This is a genomic window from Streptomyces sp. 840.1 (assembly GCF_003751445.1).
Lineage (GTDB): Bacteria > Actinomycetota > Actinomycetes > Streptomycetales > Streptomycetaceae > Streptomyces.
This window is the reverse complement of sequence record NZ_RJUU01000001.1, coordinates 1478108-1503683: the sequence shown is the minus strand read 5'-3', so window position 1 is coordinate 1503683 and position 25576 is coordinate 1478108. Positions and strand designations below refer to the sequence as shown.

The following is a 25576-nucleotide window of genomic DNA, read 5'->3' as shown; positions in this document are numbered from 1 at the left end:
TCGCGACCCAGTGCATGAGGTCCTCCGAGGACGTGGATGGGGCGGCGCGGGCCCGTCTGCGTACACGGGCCGCCCGGAGCAGGTGAGCGTACGCGCAGCGTGAAACGGCTCCGGATGCGGGTCGGTTGGTGCGGCTGCGCCGACCGGTCCACGGCGCCGGACCCGGGGCTCGATTCGGCGTGGCCCGATTCCTGCGAACAGTGTCCATCGGGCCACTCGTGGGGAGGGGCGCGGTGGCCGGATGCTGAGTGACGTGACCCAGACAACGGAATCTCCCGCCCGGGACGCCGGCCGGCGGACCGCCCCCGAGACGCGGCGCCGGCCGCGTATCCACCGCGCGTGGATCGTCGCCGCAGTCACCTTCGTGACGATCATCGGCGGCGCGGCCTTCAACTCCCTTCCCGGGCTGCTCATCGACCCCCTGCACTCGGAATTCCGCTGGTCGCGCGGGCAGATCGGTCTCGCGGTCTCCCTCGACATGGCGCTGTACGGGCTCACGGCGCCGTTCGCCGCGGCGCTGATGGACCGGTTCGGCATCCGCCGGGTCGTGGTCGTCGCGCTCAGCGCGGTCGCCGCCGGGGCGCTGGCCAGCGTCTGGATGACCGCCGCCTGGCAGCTGATGATCTACTGGGGGCTGCTCGTCGGCCTCGGTACCGGATCGATGGCGATGGCCTTCTCCGCGACGGTCACCAACCGCTGGTTCGTCGCCCGGCGCGGCCTGGTCACCGGCATCCTCACGGCGGCCGGTGCCTCCGGTCAGCTGGTCTTCCTGCCGCTCTGCGCCTGGATCGTCGACCGGCACGGCTGGCGCCCGGCCTCGGTGACCGTCGCGCTCGCGGCCCTGGTCGTCGTCCCGTTCGTCTGGCTCCTGATGCGCGACCACCCGGCCGATGTGGGCCAGGCCCCGTACGGCGGGGAGTACGTGGAGAAGCCCGCGCCCGCGCTGGGTGCGGCGAGCCGGACCGTACGCGTCCTGTTCGACGCCGCCCGCACCGGACCGTTCTGGCTGCTGGCCGGGACCTTCGCGATCTGCGGCGCCTCGACCAACGGCCTGATCCGCACCCACTTCGTGCCCTCGGCGCACGACCACGGCATGCCCATCACCGCCGCGGCCTCGCTGCTGGCCGTCGTCGGGATCTTCGACATCGTCGGCACGGTCTTCTCGGGCTGGCTCACCGACCGCTTCGACGCCCGCCGGCTGCTGGCCGTCTACTACGCGCTGCGCGGGATCTCGCTGCTGTTCCTGCCGCTGCTCCTGCACCCCACGGTGGAGCCGCCGATGGTCTTCTTCATCGTGTTCTACGGACTGGACTGGGTCGCCACGGTCCCGCCGACCCTGGCCCTGTGCCGGGAGCAGTTCGGTGAGGACAGCGCGATCGTCTTCGGCTGGGTCCTGGCGTCCCACCAGGTGGGCGCCGCCCTGGTGGCGTTCCTCGGCGGGGTGGCGCGCGACCACTTCGGCTCGTACGACGTGGTCTGGTACGCGGCCGGCGCGCTGTGCGCGATGGCGGCGCTGATGGCGCTGGTGATCCGCCGCGTCCGCGAACCGGCGGCCGCCGAAGCCGTGTGAACGGCCGCCGAGCCCGCTCAGCGGCTGAAGCGGCCGAACACTCCGGCCTCGCTCAGTTGCTGAAGCGCCCGAACGCCCCCTGGTGGAACAGCAGCGGGCCGTTCCCGTCCCCGTCCGCCGCCCCCAGGGCCTCCACCCGGCCGACCACGATCAGGTGGTCGCCGCCGGTGTGGACGGCCTGGATGCGGCAGTCGACCCAGGCGGCCACGGAGTCCAGCAGCGGCGACCCGGTCGCGGGCGCGGGGCTGTGGGCCACCCCGGCGAACTTGTCGGCCCCGCTGACCGCGAAGGACCGGCACAGCGCGCCCTGTTCCGCGCCCAGGATGTTGACGCAGAACGCCCCGGCGCGGGCGATGCGCGGCCAGGTCGTCGACGTACGGGCGACCATGAACGTGACCAGCGGCGGGTCCAGCGAGACCGAAGCGAACGACTGGCAGGCGAACCCGGCCGGACCGGCCGTGCCGTCGCCGCCGTCCGGATCGAGCGCCGTGACGATGGTGACCCCGCTCGCGAAGTGCCCGAGCACCCGCCGGAACTCGCCCGGATCGACGGGCAGCCGCTCGTCGTCGGCGACGGCCCGCAGGGCCGGGCGCGGCAGTGGATCGACCGGTACCGGGGAGACGGCCGTCGCGGCGCCGACGGACCTGAGGTAGCGGACGGCGGTTGCGGCCATGCCTGCGTGTCCCATCACCCTCCGATTAGAACTGACGAAGCGTCAGATGGGAAGGGCTGCGGACACGACCTGAGCCGAACGAGGGCCCCTGGGGCAGGCCCTAGACACCCCGGTACTTCGGTGCGCGTCGCTCCACGAAGCTCGCCACGCCCTCGTTGGCGTCCAGCGTGGTCATGTTGATCTCCTGGGCCATGGCCTCGGCGGCGAACGCCGTGGCCCGGTCGGTGTCCAGCGAGGCGTTGACCAGCTGCTTGGTGAGGGCGATCGAACGGGTGGGGCCCTCGGCCAGCCGCTGGGCCCAGGCCTGCGCGGTCGCCGCCAGCTCCTCGTCCGGAACGGTCCGGTTGACGAGCCCCAGGCGTTCCGCGTCCCGGGCCGGGAGCGAGTCCCCGAAGAACATCAGCTCCTTGGCGCGCTGCGGCCCGACCAGCCGGGGCAGCAGATACGCGCCGCCGCCGTCCGGCACGAGGCCGCGGCGCACGAACACCTCGATGAACTTCGCGGACTCGGCGGCCAGCACCAGGTCGCAGGCGAGGGCGAGATGAGCACCGATCCCGGCCGCCGTGCCGTTGACGGCGGCGATGACGGGCTTCTCGCAGTCCAGCACGGCGGCGATCAGCCGCTGGGCGCCGAGCCGGATCGTCCGGGCGACATCGCCCGGCACCCGGTCGCCGGACACCGGGGCGCCCCGCAGATCGGCGCCGGCGCAGAAGCCGCGGCCGGTGGCGGTCAGGACGACGGCCCGCACCCCGGGGTCGGCCGAGGCCTGCGCGAGCAGCGCGATGACGCGTTCGCGCTGGTCCCAGGTGACGGCGTTCATCGCCTCCGGGCGGTTGAGGGTGATCGTCGAGACGCCGTTGTCAGTGGCGTGCAGTATCAATGAATCAGGCGGTCCGGACGGGTCGCTCCGGTCGGTGGTGTCTTCGGGGGAGGACGGCATGAGGCAGCTCCTGGGCAGGTGGCGGGACGGCTTGCGGGGCAGGCGGGGGGCGCGGTGGCGAGGGGCGCGGCTGTGGGGCCGGTCAGCGGCAGACCGCGAGTGCGTCCAGCGCCACCGCGCCCTGTCCGCGTCCCAGCACCATCAGCGGGTTGATGTCCAGTTCGCACAGGTCGTCGCCCAGTTCCAGCGCCATCCGCTGCACCCGCAGCACCACTTCCACGAGCGCGTCCACATCCACCGGCGCACCGCCGCGCACCCCTTCCAGCAGGGCCCGGCCACGCAGTTCGCCGAGCATCGCCCGCGCCTGGTCCTCACCGAAGGGCGGCACCCGCACCGCCGCGTCGTGCAGCACCTCGACCAGTACGCCACCGAGCCCGACGGTCACGGTCGGACCGAACAGGGCGTCCTGCGTGACGCCGACCATCATCTCGACGCCCCGCTCGATCATCTGGCAGACCAGGATCCCGTCCAGCTCGACGTCCTCGTAGCGCGCGATGTCGGTCAGCTCGCGATAGGCGTCCCGCACCTGGCTGGCGGAGGTGAGCCCGACCTTGACCAGGCCCAGTTCGGTCTTGTGGGCCAGCCGCGCGCCGGACGCCTTCATGACGACGGGGTAGCCGACCAGCGCGGCCGCCCGGACGGCCGCGGCGGCGCTGGTCACCAACTGCTCGCGGGGCACCCGGATCCCGTACGCCCGCAGCAGCTGCTTCGCCGCGTGCTCGCTCAGCTGGTGGCCCGGACGCATCAGCGCCTGCGCCTTGCGGAACGAGGGCGACGGCGTGCGCGGCGCCTCGTCGAAGGGGGAGCGGTAGGACGCGGCGAACCGGTGGTGGTCCAGGTAGGCCTTCACGGCGGTGATGCAGTTGCCGAAGGTGCGGAAGGTGGCCACGCGCGAGGAGCCGAGCAGCGTCGTGCGGTAGGCGTCCTCGGTGCCGACCGGCGAACCCCACACCACGCACACCAGCTTGTCCGTGGCCTCCGCCGCGTCCACCAGGTCCTGCGCGAGTTTGTCGCTCATCGGCGGGAAGGGGCCGGTGATCGGACAGATGAGCACCCCGACCGAGGGGTCCGCGAGTATCGCGTCGATGATCTTCCGGCCGCGCCAGTCGCCGACCGGGTGCCCGCCGTTGTCGACGGGGTTCGCCACGTTCAGGTAGCCGGGTATCCAGGTGTGCAGCTCGGCCTGCTTCTCCTCGGACAGGACCGGGATGTCCAGGCCCGCCGCGGTCGCCAGGTCCGAGAAGTGCGCCCCCGTGCCGCCCGAGATCGAATACACCACGACCCCGTCGGCCAGCGGTTTGCGTGCCCGCGCCAGCAGGGCGGCGGTGTCCTGGAGCTCGTCCAGACCGTTCACCCGGATCACGCCGAACTGCCGCATCGCCGCGTCGACGACCTGGTCGGCGCCGGTCAGCTTGCCGGTGTGTGACGCGGCCATCCTGGCCCCCGTCTCCGTACGCCCGACCTTGACCGCCACCACCGGGACACCGGCCCGTGCGGCCCGGTCGGCGGCGAGCAGGAAGGAGCGCCCGTCCTTGAGCCCCTCCACGTAGCAGGCGATGGCCCCGACCTCGGGACGCTGGGAGAAGTACGAGATGAAGTCCGAGGTCTCCAGATCGGCCTCGTTGCCCGTGGGCGCCCAGTGCGAGAGCCGCACGCCCAGCTCCTGAAGGGTGTAGACGGGGCGCCCCTGGTGGCCGGACTGGGTGATCAGTGCGATCGCCGGCCCCTCCAGGTCGTCCCGGAACTCCTCGAACGCGTTGAGGTTGGTGTTCGGCCCGAGCAGCCGCAGCCCCGACCGCTCCACCGCGGCGGCCAGCCGGGCCTGCGCGGCGGCGCCCTCGGCCCCGGTCTCCGCGAACCCGGACGCGAAGGCGACGGCGAACTTCACCTTGGCGTGGGCGAGTTCCTCGATCACCGGGAGCGGGTCACCGACCAGCAGTACCGCCAGATCCACCTGCTCCGGCAGATCGGACACGGAAGGAGAGCACGCCCGCCCGAAGACGGTCTCCCGCGTGGGGTGCACGGGATACAGCCGCGCCCCGACCCGCTCGGCCCAGGCGATGAGCTGCCGGGTGATGCCGGTATTGGGCCGGCCGTCGGTGTCGGACGCGCCGATGACAGCCACGGACTCCGGCCGGAAGAACCGGTCCAGGTCCGGCACGGCCGCGTGCAGCGGACGGCCGCTGACGTCGAGGTCGCCTTCCGCCGCGGCGGCCGTCATGCTGTGGACGGCGGCGTGCGGCTCCTCGCCGCAGGCCACCACCCTGGCGCGGAAGTCGGTGGTGAGGGTGCCGTGAGTCGATCCAAGCATCGTTCCGCCCACTCCTGCTCGAAGGTCCCCGGCGCTCGTGCCGCCCGGCCGGCGTCATGAACTGACGCCGTGTCAGGTTACTGAACTGACGGCCCGTCAGGAATGGGTGTGCAGGCAAAGGCTGAGAGTGGCGCCTCCGGGAGCAGGCGGGCGGGGCCGGGCGCCCCTTCGGGCCCGCCCGGCGATCGAGGGCAAGGCGGTGCCCCGCAACCTCGCGCCCGGGGGTGTGCGGTGCCCCGCAACCCCGCGCTCAGGGGCGGGATCACGGGTGGGCTCCTCCCGGCCGCCCCCGGGTCAGCGGGTGCGGGCGAGCTTCCTGGCGATCTTCTCCGCGTCCCGGGCCAGTTCGCGGAGCATGCCGCTGATCGGGTTGGTGAACCCGGTGAAGTACAGCCCGGGGGCCTGCTTCGGCGTGCGGCCGCCGTGCACCACGGGCCGGCCCCGGGCGTCCAGCACCCCGAGGTGGCCGACCAGCCCCTCCAGGGAGCGCAGATAGCCGGTCGCCGCGACGACGGCGTCCGGGGTGATCCGGGACCCGTCGGCCAGGACCACCTCGTCCTTGTCGAAGGACTCGACGGCCGCCACCGGCACCACGTGACCGGCCTTCACGGCCTTGATCAGCCCCACGTCCTGGACCGGGATCGCGCCGTCCCTGACCCGTGAGTAGAGGCCGGTCTCCGGCCGGGGCAGGCCCTGTTCGGCCAGGTCGGGCATCGAGAGCCGGGTCAGCAGGCGCCCGGCCCGGTCGACGAGCGCGACCGGCAGCCTGCGCACCAGGATGCCGGTGCCCTGGGCGGGCCAGCCCGCCGTGGAGCGGCGCAGGATGTGTGGAGCGGTGCGCACCGCGAGCCGCACCCGTGCCGCCCCGCCCTCCACCAGGTCGACGGCGATCTCGGCCCCGGTGTTGCCGACGCCCACGACGAGGACGTCCTTGCCCGCATAGGGGGCCGGGTTGCGGTAGTCGGCGGCGTGCACGAGTTCGCCGGTGAAGGTGTCGCGCCCGGACCAGTCGGGGATGCGCGGGGTGTGGTTGAAGCCGGTGGCCACGACCACGGCCCGCCCGGTCAGTTCGCGGCCGCCGGTCGCGGTCAGCCGCCACCCGGTGCCGTCCGGTGCCGGGTCCACGCGGGAGACCTCGACGCCGGTCACCACCTCCAGCTCGTGGTGCTCGGCGTACTTCTCCAGGTAGCGCACCACGTTGTCGCGGGACACCCAGCGGCCGAACCGGCGGGGCATGGGCAGCCCCGGAAGGGCGGACCAGCGCCGCGTGGTGTGCAGGTGCAGCCGCTCGTAGTGGCGCCGCCAGGACGCGCCGACGTCCCCGGACTTCTCCAGCACGACGGCCCGTTGGCCCTGCGCGCGCAGGGCCGCCGCAGCGGCGAGACCGCCCGGACCGCCGCCGATGACGTAGACGGGCCGGTCCTCGGTGAGCGTGACGGAGGCCGGAATGGGGCTACCGGGGGCAGATGTGCTGTCGGGCATGGTTTGGAGCGTAATCGCGCGCTCTGTTGATGGGTCTCGGTCAAGACCGGAATCGATTGCGAATTGATCACGGGTACGCACTCATGAACCGGCTGCGGGTTCCCGGGCCTTGCCCACCCCTTGCGCGGGCCGCCGCCATCAGGTGAACTGACGTACCGTCAGATTAGGCGAACGGGAGGGCCCCATGCGGACGATCTGGCTCGACGGAGCCCAGTGGCTCGCCGTGCTCCGGATAGGCCTCGGCCTGTGGTGGCTGGAGAGCTGGCGGCACAAGGACAAGAAGGGCTGGTTCGAACGCGGCACCGGCATCGCCTGGGCCGCGGACGTCGCGGGGAAACACCGCTGGCCGGTGGTCCGCAGCGGCTTCGAGAAGGTCGTCGCGCCGCGCCCGAAGATGATGGCGTACGTCGTCGTCTACGCGGAACTCGCCCTGGGGCTGGGCCTGGTCAGTGGTCTGCTGACCCCGGTCGCGCTGGTCGCGGGGCTGCTGCTCAACCTGCTCTACCTGGTGCTGATGATCCACGACTGGGCCGAGCAGGGACAGAACGCGATGATGGCGCTGAGTTCTCTCGTCGCGCTGTTCGCGATGTCCTGGCAGACCTGGTCCCTCGACAATGCGATCGGACTCTTCCTGTGACCGCCGACAGGCCGGTCGCCCCGGCCCCCAAGCCCTCACACGCCCCAGCGGCGGCCCCCGTCCCCGCGCCCCGCTACGACCTGCCCGAGCCGGACGCCTCCACCCGCCCCTACTGGGACGCCGCCGCCGAGGGCCGGCTGCTGCTGCGCCGCTGCCGGGCCTGCGGGCGGGCGCACCACTACCCGCGCGAGTTCTGCCCGCACTGCTGGAGCGAGGACGTCGACTGGGAGCCGGCCGGCGGCCGGGCCACGCTCTACACCTGGTCCGTCGTCCACCGCAACGACCTGCCGCCGTTCGGCGGCCGGGTGCCGTACGTCGCGGCCGTCGTCGACCTGGCCGAGGGGCCCCGGATGATGACGGAGGTCGTGGAGTGCGAGGAGTCCGCCCTCGCCGTCGGGATGGAGCTGCGGGTGACGTTCCGGAGGGAGGAGGGGTGCGAGGCGGTGGCGGTGTTCCGGCCGTAGAGCGGCCTGACCGCCCGGCCGGGCGCGGCCCGGGTCGCGAGCGGCCGGACGAGGCGCCCAAGGCGCTCTACCGGCCGGGCGGTACGTCGGCCCGGACCAGGGCCCGCGCCAGGGCGATGCTCTCCGGGAAGCTGTCGAACGGGAGGGGCTGGGTCGCGACGGCGCCCTCGTGCAGCACGAGGAGCTGGACGGCGAGGGTGGCCGGGTGCGAGCAGCCCGCGCCGGCGGCGAGCTCCCTGAACAGGTCCAGCAGCCAGAGCTTCTGGTTCGCGGCGATGCGGTGTGCGGGGTGCGAGGGGTCCGGCAGTTCGGCCAGCGCGTTGATGAAGGCGCATCCGCGGGTGTTGGCCCCGCTCCAGCTCCGCAGCGCGTCGAAGGGCGCGGTGACGGCCTCGGCGGGGGTGCCGCAGGAGTCGACGGTGGTACGGACGAGCGCCCGCCAGCGCTGGTCGCGGCCCGTGAGATAGGCCGCCACGAGGTTGTCCTTCGAGCCGAACTGGTTGTACAGGGTCCGCTTGGTCACCCCCGAGTGCTCGGCGATCAGGTCCACCCCGACCGAGGTGATCCCGCGCTCGTAGAACAACTCCTCGGCGGCCGCCACGATGCGGAGACCGGCCGCCGTCACAGGCCGCGCCTCCGCTCCGGAGAGCTCGTGCCCCGTGAGCTCTTGCCCCGTGAGTTCGTGCCCTGCGGGTTCCGTCACTGCGAGCCTCTTCACTGATCGGTGTACAGTGGAACGTGTTCACAGATCAGTATACCTGCGAGGAGGTTCAAGCGATGGGTGAGCCCCAGGTCATGCGAGCGGTGCGGATCACGGGGCACGGAGGTCCGGAGGTCCTTGAGCCGGCTAAGGTCCCGACGCCCGTGCCCGGAGCAGGGGAGGTGCTGGTCCGGGTCGGCGCGGTGGCCCTCAACAACACCGACCTCTGGACGCGGGAGGGTGCCTACGGGCGGCCGGGGGACCCGGACGCGAAGTCGGGCTGGCGCGGCCCGATCGACTTCCCCCGGATCCAGGGTGCCGACGTGGCCGGCCGCGTCGTGGCCGTCGGGGCCGGGGTGCCGGGCGGCCTCGTCGGACGCCGTGTGGTCGTCGACCCCGCGATCTACGACAGCGAGGGGCCGGACGCCAACCCGGTGGGCCTGATGGGGAGCGAGCGCGACGGCGGGTACGCCGAGTACGTGACCGCGCCGGCGGAGCGCGTGCACGACGTGACGGAATCCCCGCTCACGGACGACCAGCTCGCGACGCTGCCGACCGCCTACGGCACCGCGCTGGGCATGATCGAACGGGGCCGGCTGCGGCAGGGGGAGACCGCCCTGGTCTCGGGGGCGTCCGGCGGGGTCGGCCTCGCGCTGGTACAGATCGCCCGTGCGCGCGGGGCGAGGGTCCTCGCCATCAGCAGCGGACCCAAGATCGACGCGGTGCGGGCGGCGGGCGCGCACGCGGTCGTCGACCGTGCGGGAGACGTCGCCGGGCAGATCCGGGCCGCCGCCCCGGAAGGCATCGACGTCGCGCTCGACGTCGTGGCCGGCGAACTCGTGAATGAGGGGCTTCCGCTGCTGCGCGAGGGCGGCCGGTGGGTCATCGCGGGCGCACTCGGCGGGTACGGCGTGAGCTTTGACGTGCGCCGTCTCTACCTGCACAACGCCCAGGTCATCGGGTCCGCGATGCACACGCCCCGGCACTTCGCCCTCCTCATGGACCTGGCCCGCCGGGCGGAGGTCCGGCCCGTCATCGCTGCGGCCTTCCCGCTGGACCGGGCCGCCGAGGCGCAGGACGAGCTCTCCCGCCGGGAGCACGTGGGAAAGATCGTCCTGCACCCCGGTGCCGCAGGACCTGCCTGAGGGACCCGGGCGCAGGGCGGCGGCCGTGCGGGTGTCAGGCTGAGGTTCCTTGATCCGTACGGCCGCGAGGGAAGCACGCATTGAACACCGGCAGCTATTACGAGCGCACCGACGACCACCGTTACAAGCCCACGGCCCACGCCGGTGGCGCGTGGAGCACGGACGAAGTGCACTTCAGTCCGCTCGGCGGCCTCATCGTGCACGCCATCGACCGCCACCTTGCCGACCGGCCGGGGGAGAGCCTGCTGCTGTCCCGGATCAGCTTCGACATCCTCGGCCGGCTGGCCCTGGACGAGTGCGAGATCCGGGTCGAGACCATCCGGCCCGGCCGCACCATCGAACTGGTCGAGGCAGTCGCCCTCATCGGGGACCGTCCCGTCGTACGGGCCAGGGCCTGGTGCCTCGCCGCCGTCGACACGGCCGCCGTCGCGGGCGGCACCGCCGACAGGCTCACGGCTCCCGAGGAACTCGCGCCCTGGCCGATGGCCGAGCTCTGGCCAGGCGGCTACATCGCGTCGATCGACGTCCGCCCCCTCGCGCAGCCGCAGCCGGGCCGCACCACCGCGTGGATCTCGACGCCCCTCGGCCTGGTCGCGGGCGAGGAGGCGAGCCCGCTCGCGTCCTACGTCGCACTCGTCGACACGGCCAACGGCATCGCGGTGCGCCAGGCGCCCACCGAGTGGATATTCCCTAACGTGGACCTGACGATCCACCTCCACCGCGCACCCGAGGGTCGCTGGACCGGACTGGACACCACCGTCGTGTTCGGCCCGACCGGCCAGGGCATCACCAGTACCGTCCTGCACGACATCAACGGACCGGTCGGCCACGCCCAGCAGATCCTCACCGTCCGGCCCGCGTAAGGCGGTGTGCGCGGTTCAGCGGCCGATTGCCTTGCGCCGCCTGCGGAGCTCCCGGAGGTTGGGGTTGCGGATGACGGCGGATCGCGAGGGCTCTGCAGCCATGCACCTGATGATACGGAGACGCTGCGGCTCCGGCCGGTCACTCCTCCGGCACGAGTTGGGCCATCACGACTCCGTGGAGCAGCTCAGCGTCCACGAAGTCCCCGGCGTCCGGGGCCCTGCACCGCCAGCTCAGCGGGTACGTGTTGCCGTCCGGCGCGGGGATCCCCACGTACTGGTCGCGGGCGGCCGGGCCGAAGCACTTCGCGCCGGGCGGCCAGTCGAAGTCCCGGCTCGCACCGGGGGCCAGCAGGAAGTACGTCCACCGCGCCCCCGCGATCTCCCGGACGACGGGCCCCGGATCGCCGTCGGTGAGGGTGGCCAGATGGTGCAGCGCCGCCTCGCCCCGCACTCCGCGTAGCCGGATCGCGTCGAAGTGGATGCCGGACAGGTGCAGTTGGAGCCCCGAGGCGGGTACCCATTCGGGGAGTTTCTTGCTCGTCATGTCTACGAGCATCGCGGCGACTGCGTAGCGTGACCAGGAGGAAACGGTCCACATCGCGCGGTGTGGGGAACGGTGGTGAGTTGTGGGGAAGACCGAGGCATCTCATGTTCGGCGGCTCGTGGGGGAGCTGATTCGCGTTCACCGAGTGCGTGCCGGGTTCACACAGAAGACGGCCGCTGAGCAGCTGCTGATCTCGGAGTCGCTGATGGGCGCGGTGGAGCGCGCGGAACGGATTCCGTCGATCGATCTGTTGGTGGCGGCCGATGAACTGTTCGCAGCGAACGGCGCTCTGGTGGAGTGCTGCGAGATGCTGGACGAGGAGAAGTATCCGCCGAAGTTCGTGAGCTGGGCACAGTCCGAGCGGACCGCGCGTGTCATCAACGGGTACGACACGATGGTAATGCCAGGCCTGCTTCAGTCCGAGGCGTACGCCTACGCACTGCACCGCGTGCGCGTCCCCGCGTACACGGAGGCCGAGGTCATCAGCCGCGTGGAAGCGAGGCTGGAACGGCAGGCGGTTCTGACCCGCACACCGCCTCCGCACATCGGAATCGTGGTGGAGGAGTCGGTGTTGGAACGGTGCTTGGGCGGGCCGGAGGTGCTGAAGGCGCAACTGCGGCACATGCTCGACTGCATCGAGCGCTACAACCACCTGACCGTGCAGGTGATGCCGACAGCGCAGCACACCCATGCGGGGCTGACGGGGCCCATGCACCTGATCTCCACGTCGGAGGGACGCGCGCTCGTGTACGTGGAGGCGCGTGGCGGGGATAGGTTTATCTCGCAGCCGGACCAGGTCGTCGACATGTTCGACCTCTTCGGCACCTTGCGGGCTCAGGCGCACAACCCCTGGGAATCCGCAGAGATCATCGAGAAGAAGATGGGGCAACTGTGAGCCACCACGCCACCGGACTGATCTGGTTCAAGTCCAGCTACAGCGGCAACGAGGGTGCCGAGTGCATCGAAGTCGCCTACGACTGGCACAAGTCCAGTTACAGCGCCAACGAGGGAGCGGCCTGTGTAGAGGTCGCCACCTGCCCCCACACCGTCCACGTCCGCGACTCCAAGGTCACCGACGGGCCGACCTTCGCGGTCGCCCCCGCCGCCTGGACCGCGTTCCTGGGGCACGCGGTCGGCAACTGAGAGCAGCGGCACCTCACGGCCGCCGACTGGCTCTTAACCGGGCCCGGCGCGTCTGAGAGGCTGGGTGCCCGGACGGCATATTCAGGGAGTTGTGATGCAGGTAGCCGTGGTCACCTTCGACGGGTTCAACGAACTCGACAGTTTCATCGCCTCAGCGCTGATCAACCGCTGTCGCAAGGACGGTCTGGAAGCCTTCATCACGACGCCCGCGCCCGTGGTCACGTCGATGAACGGAGTCGAGGTGACCGGGCAGCGTCCGATGGAGTTCGTAACCGAGGCCGACGTCGTGCTGATCGGCAGCGGGGTGAAGACGCGCGACGTGGTCGCCGATGACCGAATGCTCGCCATGCTGCCGCTCGACCCGTCGCGGCAGCTGATCGGTTCGCAGTGCTCCGGTGCGCTGGTGCTCGCACGGCTCGGGTTGCTGGGCGCGATGCCGGTCTGCACGGATGTGAAGAGCCGGCCCTATGTCGAGGCGTGCGACGTCACCGTGCTGGACGCGCCGTTCCACGCCGAGGGAAACATCGCCACGGCGGGCGGCTGCCTGGCCTCGCAGTACCTTGCCGGGTGGGTGATCACCCGGATGCTCGGGGAGGACGCCGCGCGCGCTGCCATCGGCTACGCGGCTCCGGTCGGTGAAGTCCAGGAGACCGTCGAGCGCGTGATGGGGACCGTCCGCGCCGGCGAGGTCGCACTGCGCTGACGCCCGCGAGGCAGCGGCGGGCACCCCGACGCCGGCTCGTCCTCGGCAGTCAGTCCCTGACCTTGAGGAAGCGCATCCGGGTCGCGCCGTTGCTGTCGGTGCCGCCGGCCTCGGCGTTGGTGATCTTGCCGCCGGTGAGGACGAACATCAGGTGCAGGCGAACCGTCCGGGGGCCGGAGCTGACCGTGTACTCGGTCATGATGTGTGTGGTTCCGCCGTGCTGCTCCTGCCTCGCCGCGTTGATCACCGAGATCTGCGTGAAGCTCGTCAGGAGGGTGTCCGTGGTCTCGTCCCTGAGCCAGCCGATGATGTAGCCGCTGCCTCCGGTGGCGGAACCGAGTCCGTACCGCACGTCGCTGTCGATGTGGTAGACCCCGGCTTCCGGGAGCACGATGTCGGACTCGGGGATCGGCACGTCGGCACCGGTCCGGGCCAGCAGGTCGGCGTTCTGCCGCTCGGAGTTGAGGAACGCGCTCACCGGCGTGAGTCGGGCGCCGATCTTCCACCTTTCGGGACAGCCGGGCGCGCCGGTGACGTCGATGTCCACCGACCGCTCTACGCCGCTGTTGCCGCCGGGAGCGATACCCGCCAGGTCGATCCGCGGTACGAGCAGCCCGCCGGTCGTGTTCCGTGCGGCATTGCAGGGGGACGGGTCCAGAGCAGGCGCGTCGGGCGCGTAGAGGCACCCGTCGCTGCCCCGGGTGATCGCGTTGCCCCGGTCGGTGGAGATGCACGGGGGCCGGTCGGTGGAGCACCCCTCCTGACAGGAGTCGGCCGGGACGACCGGCGGGACCGGGGCGTAGGGGGTCGATGAGCCGTCGAGGGTGTCGGTCGTGCAGGTGACCGTGCCGTCGCAGGTGCGGCACGTCGTACGGAGGAAGTGCCTGCCGCAGCCCGGGGTGGCCGCCTGAACGGTGAGGACGAAGCTGTCGACGGTCCACTGCTTGGGGCCGACGCGGCAGGCGCCGTCGTTGCCCGTTTCCAGGTTGAGTTCGACGACGACCCTTCCCGCGAGGACATCCGCGAGGGGCACGGTAGTCGGTGGGATGACGCCGTTGTCGTCACCGCCCGCCGGCAGGTCGGGTGGGCCGAGGAGGTCGGTGCGGACCGGAGTCGTACCGTTCCACAGGGCGAAGCGGCCGTAGAGCCGGCAGGCCGCGTTCGGGCCGTCGTTGTGGACGTGGACCGAGGCGCTGACCGTGACACTGGTGGGGTTGCCGCGCACGGACTCGGGGTCGATGCGCACGACGCCGGCCAGCCAGGTGTGCCGGCCGTCGTGCGTTCCGTCGTCGGCCGGGAACGTGCCCGTGCCGCTGTCCAGGACGGTCTGGGCGACGACCGGGTCCAGCGCGGCATGGGTGTTGGCGATGGTGTAGTACGGCGACGGGTCGGTGCTGATCGCGCTCGCCGCGACCCGGTACGGCGCGGAGTCGCGCAGTGGGGTCGTCTCGCAGTGCTCGCACGGCTTGGAGCCGGGGCAGGCCACGGGGGGACAGGCCACTGGGGGGCAAGGCGCCGGGGGACAGGCCGGCTTGGAGGGGTGGCGGCCGCCGATGGCGATGGGGGACTGGGTGTTGGGGGACAGTGCGATGGGGGACTGCCCGCAGCCGCATCCGCTCATGGGTCAACTCCTGCTGGAGGGTGGAGTGATGGCAGTGAGGGTGTGTCTCGTGCCCCTCGGCGCGGTGGGTGCGCGGAGGGAGTGGTGCGTCGGCTCGTCGGCCGACACGGAGGAGAGTCGCGCCTGGGGCGTTGAGGGGATGACGGCGGCCTGAATCCGACCGTTCGGCCGGGGAGCGGAGAGGGCCATGGGGCGGACCGCTCGCCCGGCAGTGGCTGGCTGACCGACCTGACGTCGGTCGTCATCCGGCTACGTGCTCCCGCAGCCGGTCAGGTACGTGGGGTGGGAAGCGGAAGCGGCCGTGTCGGCCCCACTTCGCGATGCTGCCACTACTGCTGGGCAAACCGCGTGGGGCGCTCGGACACCGGACCTGAAGCTCAGTCACTTGTCTTCTTCGGTGCCGTCCCTAATGTACTATCCCGTGATCTGTCGGGCATTACCCCGTTAGGGTGGCCGCGTGCAGCCCCGGCGGCCGCCCACCCCGATGACTGCTTCCACGCGTCAACCCGCACGCACCGCGTGTTGATGCCACTGTGGACGACATGGATGCAGGGGAGCGGGGACGGTTCGCCGTGCGGCGCGGGCGCGAGTCGGATGCGGAAGCGCTGGTCCGGATCGATTCGGTCGCGGCGGACGGTGACGACGCTCGGCGCACGGACATCCGGCGCTGGTGCGGCCGAGGCCTCGCGGCCGTGGCAGAGGACGCGTCCGGGCCGCTGGGCTACTGCGTGGTGGAGTACACGTTCTTCGAGCAGGGCTTCCTCACGATGCTGATGGTGGCCCCGGCCGCCCGTGGCCGGGGTGTGGGCGGCCGGCTGCTCGCGGAGGCCGCGGCCTCATGTGTCACTCCCAAGCTGTTCACCTCGACCAACGTGTCCAACCAGCCGATGCAGCGGCTCCTGCAGCGCGCGGGATGGAGCCCGGCCGGCCTGCTCCACGGCCTGGACGAGGGGGACCCGGAGCTGTTCTACCTGTGCCCGCCTGGGCTGCTCCCCACGGGCCCGTGACACTCAGCGCGGTATCACGCGCGCCGGCCCTCACAGCCCAGGCGCTCCCCACACCGGGAACCACCGGGCCAGGTCCTTCTCCACGCGCAGGTCGTCGCCGAGGGCGGCCCGGGTCTGCAGCTCCAGTTGGTTGTCGCGCTTCTCGCCGCTGCCCGGCACCGGGGCGAAGGGGTAGAACGTGCCCCGCTTGTAGAGGTAGACCAGGGCCAGTGGGCGCTCCTGCTCGTCGCGGAAGGCGATCAGGGAGCAGAGCAGCTGCGGGCCGAAGCCGCCGTCCTGGAGCAGGGTGTTGACCGCGTGCAGGTCGTTGACCAGTGCGGCGGTGTCCTCGGCGGGCTGGCGGGCGAGCAGCCAGGTGTAGCCGTAGGAGTCCCGGCTGAACTCCACCGGGATGCCGCCGCTCGCGGTGTCCGCGTCCAGCAGCTCCCGTACGTCCTGCTGGATACGGGCGAAGGTGGCGCCCTCCACCCCCGCGAAGCACACCGAGCCGAGGCCGGTCGGGACGAAGCCCGTCGCCGCCTGGAGGGTGAGCGCGGCCGACGGGACGGCGAAAAGCTGGTCGAGGTCCGGGCGGACCGGTTTGCTGCGGCCCAGGATGGTGTCGAGCAGGCCCACGGACGTACTCCTCGGTTCAGGGACGGGACAGGTCGGCGGAGATGCGGGACAGCTGGTCGAGGCGCTGTTCGAGGGTCGGGTGCGAGGAGAGCAGCCGGCTCAGGCTCTCCTTGGAGGAGAAGGCCGGGACGAAGTAGAAGGCGTTGTACGGCTCCGCCTTCCGCAGGTCCTCCGTCGGGATCCGGGCCATCTGGCCGCTCACCTTGGTGAGGGCGGAGGCCAGGGCCGAGGGGCGGCCGGTGAGCAGTGCGGCGGTGCGGTCGGCGGACAGCTCGCGGTAGCGCGAGAGCAGCCGGGTCAGCAGGAAGCTCAGCGCGTAGACGACGGCGCTGATCAGCGGAATCAGCATGATCGCGATGCCGACGGGGTCGTTGCTCCGGCTGTTGCGGGAGAACCCGCCCCACAGGGCGACCCGGGTGATGATGCCCGCGAGTACGCCGAGGAACGAGGCGATCGTCATGACGGCGACGTCACGGTGCGCGACGTGCGACATCTCGTGGGCGAGCACGCCCTCCAGCTCCTCGGGCTCCAGTCTGCGCAGCAGTCCCGTGGTCGCGCAGACGAGGGCCGTCTTCTCGCTGCGGCCGGTGGCGAACGCGTTCGGGACATCGCTCTCGGCGATGGCCACCCGTGGTTTCGGCATGTCGGCGAGGGCGCAGATGCGGTCGATCGCGCCGTGCAGTTCCGGTGCCTGCTCGGGTGTGACCTCGCGGGCGCCCATGCTGAAGGCCGCGATGCGGTCGCTGAACCAGAACTGGGCGATGAACATGCCCCCGGTGATGATCAGGATGATCGGCCAGGCACCGCGCAGCACGGCGAGCAGTACGCCGACCAGGACCACGTACAGCAAGCCGATCAGGAACATGGTGGTGACCATGCGTGTGGTGAGACCGCGGTCCGAGGCGTACCGGCTACGGGTTCGGGTCATGGGTGACCTCCAGTCCTCATCTGCTTCCCATAGTGCTCCTCGGTGGTTGAAATGGGATAAGGGTGGCAGCGTACGAGCCATGACGGGCGAGTCCGGTACGGGGGATTTGGCCGAACTACGCCTAGCCCAATTAGGTGCCTGGGGCATCTAGTGGTGAGTGATCGGCAGGACTCCCCCATCTCTTTGCGAGGTCCTCCATGACAGAGACCGACACCGAGAACCAGGTCGTCACCGAGACCGACACCGGAACCGTCGCCTTTCCGCAGAACCGCAGCTGCCCCTACCACCCGCCGACGGGATACCCGAGCGAGAGCCGGGGCCAGCAGTCGGTGACCCCCGTCCGTCTCTACACCGGCCGGACGGTGTGGCTGGTGACCGGTCACGCCGAGGCGCGGTCGCTCCTGGTGGACCCCAGGCTGTCGTCCGACCGGGAACACCCCGACTTCCCGCTCTTCGTCAAACGGCAGGCCGAGACCACCCAGCGGCGCGTCGAGCTGATCGGCGTCGACGATCCCGAGCACAACGCCCAGCGCCGGATGCTCATCCCGAGCTTCACGGTCAGGCGGACGGCGGCGCTGCGGCCGCAGATCCGGGCGACCGTGGACGCCCTGCTCGACGCGATGGTCGAGCAGGGGCCACCGGCGGACCTGGTCACCGCCTTCGCGCTGCCGGTGCCCTCGATGGTCATCTGCGCGCTGCTCGGCGTCCCCTACGCGGACCACGACTTCTTCGAAGCCCAGTCGCGCAAGCTGCTCCGCGGCCCCGAGGCCTCCGACGTCGAGGCCGCGCGGGACGCCCTCGACGAGTACTTCCGGGTACTGATCGGGCGCAAGCGGCGCGATCCCGGCGAGGGGCTGCTCGACGAGCTGATCGTCAAGCAGCTGGAGACCGGCGCGGTGGACACCGAGGAGCTGGTGCGGCTGGCCGAGATCCTGCTCGTGGCCGGTCACGAGACGACCGCGAACATGATCTCGCTGGGCACCTTCACCCTTCTCCAGCACCCGGAACAGCTGGCCCGTCTGCGCGCCGCCGGTGCCTCCACCGATGACGCCCCCGGCAGCGGGATGCCCGCCGCGGTGGAGGAGCTGCTGCGGTTCCTGTCCATCGCGGACGGGCTGTCGCGGGTGGCCGTCCAGGACATCGAGGTGGGCGGGGTGACCGTGCGGGCGGGGGACGGCGTCCTGCTGTCCACGTCGGTGATCAACCGCGACGAGTCCGTGTACCCGTCGCCCGACGAGCTGGACCTCGGCCGCAACGCGCGCAACCACGTCGCGTTCGGCTTCGGCATCCACCAGTGCCTGGGCCAGAACCTGGCACGGGCCGAGCTGGAGATCGCGCTGCCCGCCCTCTTCGAGCGCCTTCCCGGCCTGCGGCTGGCGGTGCCCGCCGAGGACGTCCCGTTCAAGCCGGGCGACACGCTCCAGGGGCTGCTGGAACTGCCCGTCACATGGTGACCGGCATCCGGGACGACCGACATCCGAACGAAGGCTCAGGCGAGGTGCAGATGACGATGAAGATCGATATTGACAAGGACGTGTGCATCGGCGCGGGGCAGTGCGCGCTCGTCGCTCCCAGGGTGTTCACCCAGGACGACGACGGGTTCAGCGAGCTGCTGCCCGAACCGGGCGACGCCCTCACCGGTCCCATGGTCGGCGAGGCGGCCCGCGCCTGCCCCGTGCAGGCGATCACGGTGAACTGAGCGCTCCGCGACCGGGGCGACCGGCTGCCGTCAGGGCCAGAGCAGCTCCCGCTGCCAGGCCCCGGCGGCCCCCGCCGCCCCGGTCCCGGTCCCGGCCCCCCGGTGGTAGCGCAGCCTGATGTGCCGGCGCCGCGCGTCGCCCTGGAAGAACTCCACCTCGTACGGTTCGACCACGTACCGCGTCCAGGACGCCACCTCCGCATCCGGTTCCTCCCGGGCCCGGTCCCAGGCGGCGTCGGAGGCGCGGGCCAGCTCCTCGGACGAGCCGAGCACCTCGCTCTGCCGCCCCACCAGCGCGGAGGCCAGTGCCCCGGTGGACCGGGCGTGCAGATCGGCCCGGCTCTCGGCGGCCGGGCACGCGGTGACCGGACCCCGTACCCGTACCTGCCGCCCCTGCGCGGGCCAGTAGAAGCCGAGCGCGGCGTGCGGGCGGGCGGCCAGCTGGCGGCCCTTCGCGCTGGTGGCGTGGGTGGCGAAGTGCCAGCCTCGCTCGTCCGCGTCGTGCAGCATCAGGGTCCGCACATCGGGCAGCCCCTCCGCGTCGGACGTGGCCAGGGTCATCGCGTGCGGCTCCGCCTGCCCGGCGGCCACCGCCTCGGCGAACCACGCGTGGAAGAGCGGGAGGGGGGTGTCCGGCGCGGCGGCGGGGTCGAAGGCGGGCAGCTCGATGTCCCACACGCGCTGGGTGTGGAGCAGTGCGCGGAAGGCGTGCTGTGCGGAGGCGTCGGTCATGCGGCCATTGGACCTCACGAGCGGGCCGGAACCGAAGCCACGACTGCGCTCTTGCCGCCTCACGCTGTAGCACGGCGGGACACGTGGCGCTACAGTGAGTGTATGAGGACCATTACGCAGCGAGAGTTCCGTAACAGCTCCGCCGATGTCATGAACGCCGTGGAAGAGGGGGAGGTCTTCCACATCACCCGTAACGGGATAGAGGTCGCGGAGCTCAGGCCGCTCACGCGCAAGCGGAAGCTGAGTGCCGAGGAGCTCGTGGCCCGGCATCGACGGCTGCCCCGAGTGGATGCCGTGCTGATGCGCCGCGAAGCGGACGACCTCTTCGGTGATGAGGACCGCGTCGGGGGCGACGATCCCTGGGAGCGCGCACGTGGCTGAGCGCTTCGGCTCGGGGGTGCTCGACACCTGCGCCTATATCGATCTCGATCTGTTGAGCGCCGAGGATCTGCCGGCCTTTCCGTTGCTCACCGCCGTGACGATGGCCGAGCTTCAGCAAGGTGTGGCGATGGCCGGGGACCCGGCCGGGCGGGCGGCACGGATGGAGAAGCTGGGCGCCGCGGTGGCCGACTTCGAACCGCTGCCCTTCGATGGAGAAGCTGCCGCCCGTTACGGGAGTCTGGTGTCTCTCGTCGTCGCCGCAGGCCGTAACCCCCGGCCCCGGCGGATGGACCTGATGATCGCTTCCATCGCGTCCGTCAGGGAGCTGCCGCTGTTCACCCGTAACGCGGACGACTTCAGGGGGCTCGAAGGGATGCTCACGGTCGTCGCCGTGTGAGCGCGCCTCACCCCCGACCGAGCACCACCGTCCCCGACGAGCAGAACCAGCCGCCCGTCCCGGACGCCACGGCCAGTTCCGGCAGCCGGCCGCCCGCCTTGCGGACCTGCCGTTCCCCCGCCTCGCCGCGCAGCTGGCGTACCGCCTCCACCAGCAGGAACAGCCCGCGCATGCCGGGGTGGCAGGCGGACAGGCCGCCGCCGTCCGTGTTCACCGGGAGCTCGCCGGTCAGGCCGGTGCGGCCCTTCTCGACGTACGCGCCGCCCTCGCCCTTCGCGCAGAAGCCCAGGTCCTCCAGCGTCACCAGGGTCATGTAGGTGAACGCGTCGTAGATCTCAGCCAGATCGATCTCGGCGGGCCGCACCTCCGCCCGCTCGAACGCGAGGCGGCCGGAGACGGCGGCGGGCGAGACCGTGAAGTCGTCCCACTCGGACATGGCGGAGTGCGAGACGTGCTCACCGGTTCCGAGGATCCAGACCGGGTCCTTCGCCGTGTCCGGTACGTACTCCTCGGCGGCCAGCAGCACCGCGCAGCCGCCGTCGCTGCGGATGCAGCAGTGCAGCTTGGTGAACGGGTCGGCGATCATCGGGCCGGAGAGGACCTCGTCGACCGTGACGGGGTCGCGGAACATCGCGTCCGGGTTGGCCGCCGCGTTCGCGCGGGCCTGCACCGCCACCTCGGCCAGCTGCTCCAGCGTGGTGCCGTACTCGTGCATGTGGCGGCGGGCGGCCATCGCGTACTTGGCGATCAGCGAGTGCCCGTACGGCACCTCGAACTGGAGCGGGCCCCGGGCCCCGAAGGAGAGGTTGGACGTGCGGCGGCCCGCCTTGATGTCCGCCCGCGCCGTCGACCCGTAGACCAGCAGTACGGCGTTGGCGCGGCCCGCCGCGATGGCGTCCGCGGCGTGGGCCGCCATCACCTCCCAGGTCGATCCGCCGACCGAGGTGGAGTCCACCCAGGTGGGTTTCAGCCCCAGGTACTCCGCGACCTCGACCGGGGCGAGGGTGCCGAGCCCGGCGGAGGCGAACCCGTCGACGACCGACCGGTCCAGACCCGAGTCCGCCAGCGCCCGGCGGGCGGCCTGGGCGTGCAGGGCGTACGGCGTCGCGGTGTCGACGCGTCCGCAGTCGGCCAGTGATATGCCGACGACAGCGACCTTGCGGGAGGAAGAGGGCATGAATCTGACGGTACATCAGATTGTGGTGACGTGAACCAGCGCGTGGAGCCTGGATCTTGGGCGTCGTCGCGGTGCGCGGCTCTGGGAATCTCGGAGGATCCGCCCTAGCATGACGCCCCGTCAGATCAGAGGCCGTCGGCCTCTGAGGGGAAGGAGTCCGACGATGGATGCCGCCTTCACCGCGGAACAGGACGAGATCCGCCGCACCGTGCGCGAACTGCTGGCCAGACACAGCGGCCCCGACGACGTCAGGAGCGCGGTGGGCACGCGGGACGGCTACGACGCCGAACTGTGGCGCCGGCTCGCCCAGGACCTCGGGCTGCCCGGACTCGCCCTCCCGCAGGAGTACGGAGGCGCCGGCTGCGGCCCCGCCGAGCTCGCCGTCGTCTGCGAGGAGGCGGGCCGCGCGCTGCTGCCGTCGCCGCTGCTCGCCACCGCCGTGCTCGCCGCGCCCCTGATCGCCGCCCTCGGCACCGAGGAGCAGCGCACCGCCCTGCTGCCGGAGATCGCGGCGGGCGGGCTCACCGCGACCCTGGCCGTCCCGGGCGGCTCGCTCGCCACCGCCCTCGGCCTCACCGGCGACCTGACCGGCGGCAGCTGGGCGGGCGGCGGCCGGGCGGGCGGCGTCCAGGCCAGGCCGGCCGGCGGCGACGAGGGGGGATGGCGGCTGTACGGGGAGGCCGATCAGGTGCTGGACGGGCACAGTGCCGGACTCCTCCTGGTCGCCGCGCACACGGGCGGCTTCCCGCGCAGCCGCACCCTGCTGTTCCTGGTCCGGACGGACGGGCCGCAGCCGCCCGCCGGGCTCGTCCGCACCCGGCAGACCGCGCTGGACGAGACCCGGCCGCTCGCCCGGGTCCAGCTGCGCGACACCGAGGCCGAACTCCTCGGCGCCGACGACACGGTGGACGCGGCCGGGGCCCTCGCCGTGGCAGGCCGTGCCGCCGCCGCCGTGCTCGCCGCCGAGGCGGTGGGGACGGCGGCGAGCGCGCTGGAGCGGACGGTCGCCTACGTCGGGGAGCGCGAGCAGTTCGGCCGGGCGATCGGCTCCTTCCAGGCGGTGAAGCACCGGCTGGCCGATCTGTACGTCCGGGTGCAGTCGGCCCGCTCGGCGGCGTACTACGCGGCCTGGGACCCGGAGGCCGGCGGGCTCGCCCTCGCCCAGGCGCTGGAGGCACTGCGGGTCACCACCGCCGAGGCCGTGCAGCTGCACGGCGGCATCGGCTTCACCTGGGAGCACGAGGCGCAGCTCTACTTCAAGCGGGCCGCCGCCGCCGAACTGCTCCTGGGCCCCGTCCACCGGCTCCGCGACCACGCGGCCCAGCGGGCGGGACTCTTCGGGAGCGCGGCGGAGGGGCCGGGCGCCGGGCAGCGGCAGGCGGCCGGGAACGGTCCGGCCGAACGGGTGGCCGTCTGATGGCGCCCGGTGTGCGCCTCGTCCAGAAGGTCTCCTCCACCCGGGCCTTCGCGCGGATCGCCCCCCATGTGGTGCCCGCCATGGACCGCGCGGTCCACCGGCTGACCCGCGGCAGGGTGCTGCTCAGCGCACAGATGCTGCCGGGGGTGGTGCTGACGGTGCCGGGGGCGCGCAGCGGGCAGCTCAGGACGACGCCGCTGGCCTGCATGCCGGTGGGGCGGGACGGCGGTCCGGGCGGCTGGGTGCTGGTCGGCAGCAACTTCGGCCGTCCGGGTCATCCGGCCTGGACGGCGAACCTGCTGGCGCACCCGGAGGCGCCGGTGATCAGCTGGAAGGGCGTCGGCATTCCGGTACGGGCCCGGCTGCTGGCGGGGGAGGAGCGCGCCGAGGTGTGGGAGGCGGCGCTGAGGTTCTGGCCGCCCTACGCGGCGTACCAGGCCCGGATCGACCGGGAGATCCGGCTGTTCAGGCTGGAGCGGCGCGACGCGTCGGGGTGAGCGGCGCGGGGGCGCAGGGGGTGCGGGCTCGCGGCGGTGTCCGGATGCACCGACGGCGGACCACATGGGTGGTCCGCCGTCGGTGAGACAGGACCTGGGGCGCCCGGGATCACCGCGCGTCACCCAGTACGGGATTCCGGCGCGGGCGCTACTTGGCCGGCTTCTTGCCGGTGATGCCCAGATGCACCAACAGCGCGAGGTTGGGCCGGAGTTCGGCCTGCTTCACGCCCCAGGTGGTGAAGCCCTTCTGGTGCGAGGCGACCGCGGCCAGCATCGCGACCAGCGAACCGGCCATCGCCGCGGGGCTGATGTCCTTGTCCACCTTGCCCTTGGCCTGGAGTTCCTTCACCGAATCCGTAAGGGAGTTGGTGACGGAGTTCAGGATCTTCATGCGGATCTTGTAGAACCGCTTGTCGCCCTCGGCCGCGCCGAGGTCGACCACGCGGAGGATCGCGTCGTTGCGCCGCCAGAAGTCGAGGAAGCCCTCGACGAGTTCTTCGGCCGTCTGCCAGCCGGATTTGCCGACCCAGGAGCGCCCGGCGACCAGTTCGGTCAGTCCGGCACCCTCCTTGGCCATTTCCTCCGCGATCTCGAGGACGGCGCCCTCGACGTCGGGGAAGTACTGATAGAAGGTCGCGGGTGAAGTCCCCGCCTTCCGGGCGACGTCGATGACTTTGACGTCCCGGTACGGCGAGGAACTGAGCATCTCGCTGAGGCAGTCGAGCAGCTTCTGCCGCGTCGCCTGTCCGCGTCGGCCGGCCACGCGGCCGTCGACGGTGCGTACTTGTCCTGTCATGCCGTCAGCTTACCGACGGGTGATCGGAGCGCGATTCGGCCGACTGCAAATGGGGAGGGCCGCAGGAATGGCGGGGGGAGTGCGGGGATTTCCGGCGATGTGCCCCGCAGTTCCGCTCCCGCCGTTCCCCACAGGCTGATTAGTATTATCAACAGCCTGTGGATAACTTCCGTGGATAACTTTCCGTGACGGAGCCGGAACACCGACAATCCGGGAAATTCATCTCGAAAATATGTTCGTATCGGAGAGGCTGGGGCGCGCACGGGACGGGCCGAGGCTACGTTGGCTGTGACGAGCGTCACCGCGACGGAAGGATCCGGGCCCATGGCCGCATTCGCGCAGTCCGCGCCGTGCTGGGTGGATGTGCAGCTCCCCGACCTCGAAGCCGGCAAGCGCTTCTACGGTGAGCTCTTCGGCTGGACCTTCCGGGCGGGCGAGGGCCCGTACACCGACGCCCTCAGCGGCGGCGCCCTGGTCGCCGCGCTCGCCGCCAAGCAGGACGGCCGGATGCCGACCGCCTGGGGCGTCTACTTCGCGACCGACGACATCACCGCCTCGGTCGCCCGCGTCCGGGAGGCGGGCGGGCAGGTGATCACCGAACCGGTGCGGGCCGGCCGGCTGGGGGCGCTCGCCCAGGCCGCCGACCCCGGAGGCGCGGTCTTCGGGCTCTGGCAGGCGGGTGAACGCCAGGGCTTCCAGAAGCAGAACGAGCCCGGTTCCTTCTGCTGGACCGAGGTCTACACCCGGCAGAAGGAGCGCGTGGACCCCTTCTACGAGCAGGTCTTCGGCTTCCGCTCCACCGACCCGGACGAGGCGGGCCCCGGCACCCCCGGTGCCCCCGGCACGGACGAGTCCCGCGTCGACTACCGCATGTGGTCGCCGGCCGGCACCGAACCCGGGCCGGACACCGCGGTCGGCGGGCGCAGCGTCATCACCGACGCGTTCCCCGCGATGATGCCCAGCTACTTCCTCAACTACTTCGCCGTGGCGGACTGCGACGAGTCGGCCGAGACCGTCGTCCGGCTCGGCGGCCGGGTCTCCGCACCGCCTTTCGACATCCCGTACGGGCGGATGGCGGTGCTCCAGGACGACCAGGCCGCCGTCTTCGCCGTACTTCAGCCACCGGTGTCCTGA

The 25576-nt window shown here is 71.8% G+C and carries 28 protein-coding genes; 16 read left to right on the top strand and 12 right to left on the bottom strand.

Annotated elements, in window-relative coordinates:
* Window positions 1-253: 253 nt before the first annotated feature.
* On the top strand, window positions 254-1570 hold the full coding sequence (locus EDD93_RS06950) for an MFS transporter (protein WP_123527622.1): 1317 nt from the start codon (window positions 254-256) through the stop codon (window positions 1568-1570).
* A 52-nt stretch (window positions 1571-1622) separates the two neighbouring features.
* Here the strand turns inward: EDD93_RS06950 and EDD93_RS06945 are convergent, their stop codons facing one another.
* From EDD93_RS06945 to EDD93_RS06930, 4 genes are all read right to left on the bottom strand, one after another.
* The gene (locus tag EDD93_RS06945) at window positions 1623-2243 is read right to left on the bottom strand and encodes a flavin reductase family protein (RefSeq protein WP_123524317.1); all 621 of its coding nucleotides are present in this window, start codon (window positions 2241-2243) and stop codon (window positions 1623-1625) included.
* A gap of 100 nt (window positions 2244-2343) precedes the next feature.
* Window positions 2344-3183 carry an enoyl-CoA hydratase/isomerase family protein gene (locus EDD93_RS06940; protein WP_123524316.1) on the bottom strand — a complete coding sequence of 280 codons (840 nt, stop codon included), beginning with the start codon at window positions 3181-3183 and terminating at the stop codon, window positions 2344-2346.
* A gap of 82 nt (window positions 3184-3265) precedes the next feature.
* Window positions 3266-5494: an acetate--CoA ligase family protein gene (locus EDD93_RS06935; RefSeq protein ID WP_123524315.1), complete on the bottom strand. Its 2229-nt coding sequence runs from the start codon at window positions 5492-5494 to the stop codon at window positions 3266-3268.
* Window positions 5495-5788: 294 nt separating this feature from the next.
* Window positions 5789-6976, bottom strand: coding sequence for an NAD(P)/FAD-dependent oxidoreductase (locus EDD93_RS06930; RefSeq protein ID WP_123524314.1), 1188 nt, complete (start codon window positions 6974-6976; stop codon window positions 5789-5791).
* A gap of 184 nt (window positions 6977-7160) precedes the next feature.
* On the opposite strand from EDD93_RS06930, the gene EDD93_RS06925 reads away from it, so the two are divergent.
* Both EDD93_RS06925 and EDD93_RS06920 read left to right on the top strand, forming a co-directional pair.
* Window positions 7161-7613, top strand: a complete 453-nt coding sequence (locus EDD93_RS06925; RefSeq protein ID WP_123524313.1) for a DoxX family membrane protein — start codon at window positions 7161-7163, stop codon at window positions 7611-7613.
* An 80-nt stretch (window positions 7614-7693) separates the two neighbouring features.
* Window positions 7694-8077, top strand: a complete 384-nt coding sequence (locus EDD93_RS06920) for a Zn-ribbon domain-containing OB-fold protein (RefSeq protein ID WP_260255891.1) — start codon at window positions 7694-7696, stop codon at window positions 8075-8077.
* Between the two features lie 67 nt (window positions 8078-8144).
* On the opposite strand, the gene EDD93_RS06915 is transcribed toward EDD93_RS06920, so the two are convergent.
* Window positions 8145-8702: a TetR/AcrR family transcriptional regulator gene (locus tag EDD93_RS06915; RefSeq protein WP_123524311.1), complete on the bottom strand. Its 558-nt coding sequence runs from the start codon at window positions 8700-8702 to the stop codon at window positions 8145-8147.
* Window positions 8703-8854: 152 nt separating this feature from the next.
* Between EDD93_RS06915 and EDD93_RS06910 the strand changes: the two genes are divergently transcribed.
* Both EDD93_RS06910 and EDD93_RS06905 read left to right on the top strand, forming a co-directional pair.
* Window positions 8855-9922 (top strand): zinc-binding dehydrogenase, encoded by a 1068-nt coding sequence (locus EDD93_RS06910; protein WP_123524310.1) that lies wholly within the window; start codon window positions 8855-8857, stop codon window positions 9920-9922.
* A gap of 80 nt (window positions 9923-10002) precedes the next feature.
* Complete coding sequence (locus EDD93_RS06905; protein ID WP_123524309.1) at window positions 10003-10785, top strand: thioesterase family protein; 783 nt, start codon at window positions 10003-10005, stop codon at window positions 10783-10785.
* 139 nt (window positions 10786-10924) lie between these two features.
* On the opposite strand, the gene EDD93_RS06900 is transcribed toward EDD93_RS06905, so the two are convergent.
* Window positions 10925-11329, bottom strand: coding sequence for a hypothetical protein (locus EDD93_RS06900; RefSeq protein ID WP_123524308.1), 405 nt, complete (start codon window positions 11327-11329; stop codon window positions 10925-10927).
* 82 nt (window positions 11330-11411) lie between these two features.
* On the opposite strand from EDD93_RS06900, the gene EDD93_RS06895 reads away from it, so the two are divergent.
* The 3 genes from EDD93_RS06895 (at window position 11412) to EDD93_RS06885 (ending at window position 13175) form a co-directional block, all read left to right on the top strand.
* Complete coding sequence (locus tag EDD93_RS06895) at window positions 11412-12224, top strand: helix-turn-helix transcriptional regulator (RefSeq protein WP_260255644.1); 813 nt, start codon at window positions 11412-11414, stop codon at window positions 12222-12224.
* The gene (locus EDD93_RS06890) at window positions 12221-12472 is read left to right on the top strand and encodes a DUF397 domain-containing protein (protein ID WP_123524306.1); all 252 of its coding nucleotides are present in this window, start codon (window positions 12221-12223) and stop codon (window positions 12470-12472) included. Before EDD93_RS06895 ends, EDD93_RS06890 begins: the two co-directional genes overlap by 4 nt.
* Window positions 12473-12566: 94 nt before the next feature.
* Complete coding sequence (locus EDD93_RS06885; protein ID WP_123524305.1) at window positions 12567-13175, top strand: DJ-1/PfpI family protein; 609 nt, start codon at window positions 12567-12569, stop codon at window positions 13173-13175.
* Between the two features lie 49 nt (window positions 13176-13224).
* On the opposite strand, the gene EDD93_RS06880 is transcribed toward EDD93_RS06885, so the two are convergent.
* Complete coding sequence (locus EDD93_RS06880) at window positions 13225-14661, bottom strand: hypothetical protein (protein ID WP_260255643.1); 1437 nt, start codon at window positions 14659-14661, stop codon at window positions 13225-13227.
* 677 nt (window positions 14662-15338) lie between these two features.
* On the opposite strand from EDD93_RS06880, the gene EDD93_RS06875 reads away from it, so the two are divergent.
* Window positions 15339-15803, top strand: a complete 465-nt coding sequence (locus EDD93_RS06875) for a GNAT family N-acetyltransferase (RefSeq protein WP_123527621.1) — start codon at window positions 15339-15341, stop codon at window positions 15801-15803.
* Between the two features lie 30 nt (window positions 15804-15833).
* On the opposite strand, the gene EDD93_RS06870 is transcribed toward EDD93_RS06875, so the two are convergent.
* On the bottom strand, window positions 15834-16418 hold the full coding sequence (locus EDD93_RS06870) for a PspA-associated protein PspAB (protein ID WP_123524303.1): 585 nt from the start codon (window positions 16416-16418) through the stop codon (window positions 15834-15836).
* 16 nt (window positions 16419-16434) lie between these two features.
* Complete coding sequence (gene htpX, locus EDD93_RS06865) at window positions 16435-17346, bottom strand: zinc metalloprotease HtpX (protein ID WP_123524302.1); 912 nt, start codon at window positions 17344-17346, stop codon at window positions 16435-16437.
* Window positions 17347-17543: 197 nt separating this feature from the next.
* On the opposite strand from htpX, the gene EDD93_RS06860 reads away from it, so the two are divergent.
* Window positions 17544-18800, top strand: a complete 1257-nt coding sequence (locus tag EDD93_RS06860) for a cytochrome P450 (protein ID WP_123524301.1) — start codon at window positions 17544-17546, stop codon at window positions 18798-18800.
* Between the two features lie 56 nt (window positions 18801-18856).
* Window positions 18857-19045, top strand: coding sequence for a ferredoxin (locus EDD93_RS06855; protein ID WP_123527620.1), 189 nt, complete (start codon window positions 18857-18859; stop codon window positions 19043-19045).
* Window positions 19046-19075: 30 nt separating this feature from the next.
* On the opposite strand, the gene EDD93_RS06850 is transcribed toward EDD93_RS06855, so the two are convergent.
* Window positions 19076-19777: a pyridoxal 5'-phosphate synthase gene (locus EDD93_RS06850; protein ID WP_123524300.1), complete on the bottom strand. Its 702-nt coding sequence runs from the start codon at window positions 19775-19777 to the stop codon at window positions 19076-19078.
* 102 nt (window positions 19778-19879) lie between these two features.
* On the opposite strand from EDD93_RS06850, the gene EDD93_RS06845 reads away from it, so the two are divergent.
* Both EDD93_RS06845 and EDD93_RS06840 read left to right on the top strand, forming a co-directional pair.
* Complete coding sequence (locus tag EDD93_RS06845; RefSeq protein ID WP_123524299.1) at window positions 19880-20158, top strand: type II toxin-antitoxin system Phd/YefM family antitoxin; 279 nt, start codon at window positions 19880-19882, stop codon at window positions 20156-20158.
* Entirely contained in the window at window positions 20151-20555 is a 405-nt protein-coding gene (locus EDD93_RS06840; RefSeq protein WP_123524298.1) for a type II toxin-antitoxin system VapC family toxin, read from the top strand. The genes EDD93_RS06845 and EDD93_RS06840 overlap by 8 nt, the downstream gene beginning before the upstream one ends.
* A 7-nt stretch (window positions 20556-20562) precedes the next feature.
* Here EDD93_RS06840 and EDD93_RS06835 read toward each other — a convergent pair whose 3' ends face one another.
* Complete coding sequence (locus EDD93_RS06835; RefSeq protein ID WP_123524297.1) at window positions 20563-21732, bottom strand: thiolase C-terminal domain-containing protein; 1170 nt, start codon at window positions 21730-21732, stop codon at window positions 20563-20565.
* A gap of 163 nt (window positions 21733-21895) precedes the next feature.
* On the opposite strand from EDD93_RS06835, the gene EDD93_RS06830 reads away from it, so the two are divergent.
* A complete protein-coding gene (locus tag EDD93_RS06830) occupies window positions 21896-23149 on the top strand; it encodes an acyl-CoA dehydrogenase family protein (RefSeq protein WP_123524296.1) in 1254 nt (417 codons plus the stop codon).
* Entirely contained in the window at window positions 23149-23646 is a 498-nt protein-coding gene (locus EDD93_RS06825; protein ID WP_123524295.1) for a nitroreductase family deazaflavin-dependent oxidoreductase, read from the top strand. The genes EDD93_RS06830 and EDD93_RS06825 overlap by 1 nt, the downstream gene beginning before the upstream one ends.
* Window positions 23647-23794: 148 nt before the next feature.
* Here the strand turns inward: EDD93_RS06825 and EDD93_RS06820 are convergent, their stop codons facing one another.
* Window positions 23795-24442, bottom strand: coding sequence for a TetR family transcriptional regulator (locus EDD93_RS06820; protein ID WP_123524294.1), 648 nt, complete (start codon window positions 24440-24442; stop codon window positions 23795-23797).
* Between the two features lie 324 nt (window positions 24443-24766).
* On the opposite strand from EDD93_RS06820, the gene EDD93_RS06815 reads away from it, so the two are divergent.
* Window positions 24767-25576, top strand: a complete 810-nt coding sequence (locus EDD93_RS06815; protein ID WP_123524293.1) for a VOC family protein — start codon at window positions 24767-24769, stop codon at window positions 25574-25576.

What these genes read in the sequence shown, in the direction of transcription:
- EDD93_RS06935 (WP_123524315.1), bottom strand. Translation starts at nt 5,494, where the DNA reads ATGCTTGGATCGACTCACGGCACCCTCACCACCGACTTCCGCGCCAGG.
- EDD93_RS06940 (WP_123524316.1), bottom strand. Translation starts at nt 3,183, where the DNA reads ATGCCGTCCTCCCCCGAAGACACCACCGACCGGAGCGACCCGTCCGGA.
- EDD93_RS06910 (WP_123524310.1), top strand. Translation starts at nt 8,855, where the DNA reads ATGGGTGAGCCCCAGGTCATGCGAGCGGTGCGGATCACGGGGCACGGA.
- EDD93_RS06875 (WP_123527621.1), top strand. Translation starts at nt 15,339, where the DNA reads ATGGATGCAGGGGAGCGGGGACGGTTCGCCGTGCGGCGCGGGCGCGAG.
- EDD93_RS06945 (WP_123524317.1), bottom strand. Translation starts at nt 2,243, where the DNA reads ATGGCCGCAACCGCCGTCCGCTACCTCAGGTCCGTCGGCGCCGCGACG.
- EDD93_RS06930 (WP_123524314.1), bottom strand. Translation starts at nt 6,976, where the DNA reads ATGCCCGACAGCACATCTGCCCCCGGTAGCCCCATTCCGGCCTCCGTC.
- EDD93_RS06825 (WP_123524295.1), top strand. Translation starts at nt 23,149, where the DNA reads ATGGCGCCCGGTGTGCGCCTCGTCCAGAAGGTCTCCTCCACCCGGGCC.
- EDD93_RS06885 (WP_123524305.1), top strand. Translation starts at nt 12,567, where the DNA reads ATGCAGGTAGCCGTGGTCACCTTCGACGGGTTCAACGAACTCGACAGT.
- EDD93_RS06925 (WP_123524313.1), top strand. Translation starts at nt 7,161, where the DNA reads ATGCGGACGATCTGGCTCGACGGAGCCCAGTGGCTCGCCGTGCTCCGG.
- htpX (WP_123524302.1), bottom strand. Translation starts at nt 17,346, where the DNA reads ATGACCCGAACCCGTAGCCGGTACGCCTCGGACCGCGGTCTCACCACA.
- EDD93_RS06850 (WP_123524300.1), bottom strand. Translation starts at nt 19,777, where the DNA reads ATGACCGACGCCTCCGCACAGCACGCCTTCCGCGCACTGCTCCACACC.
- EDD93_RS06845 (WP_123524299.1), top strand. Translation starts at nt 19,880, where the DNA reads ATGAGGACCATTACGCAGCGAGAGTTCCGTAACAGCTCCGCCGATGTC.
- EDD93_RS06815 (WP_123524293.1), top strand. Translation starts at nt 24,767, where the DNA reads ATGGCCGCATTCGCGCAGTCCGCGCCGTGCTGGGTGGATGTGCAGCTC.
- EDD93_RS06900 (WP_123524308.1), bottom strand. Translation starts at nt 11,329, where the DNA reads ATGACGAGCAAGAAACTCCCCGAATGGGTACCCGCCTCGGGGCTCCAA.
- EDD93_RS06830 (WP_123524296.1), top strand. Translation starts at nt 21,896, where the DNA reads ATGGATGCCGCCTTCACCGCGGAACAGGACGAGATCCGCCGCACCGTG.
- EDD93_RS06855 (WP_123527620.1), top strand. Translation starts at nt 18,857, where the DNA reads ATGAAGATCGATATTGACAAGGACGTGTGCATCGGCGCGGGGCAGTGC.
- EDD93_RS06835 (WP_123524297.1), bottom strand. Translation starts at nt 21,732, where the DNA reads ATGCCCTCTTCCTCCCGCAAGGTCGCTGTCGTCGGCATATCACTGGCC.
- EDD93_RS06820 (WP_123524294.1), bottom strand. Translation starts at nt 24,442, where the DNA reads ATGACAGGACAAGTACGCACCGTCGACGGCCGCGTGGCCGGCCGACGC.
- EDD93_RS06860 (WP_123524301.1), top strand. Translation starts at nt 17,544, where the DNA reads ATGACAGAGACCGACACCGAGAACCAGGTCGTCACCGAGACCGACACC.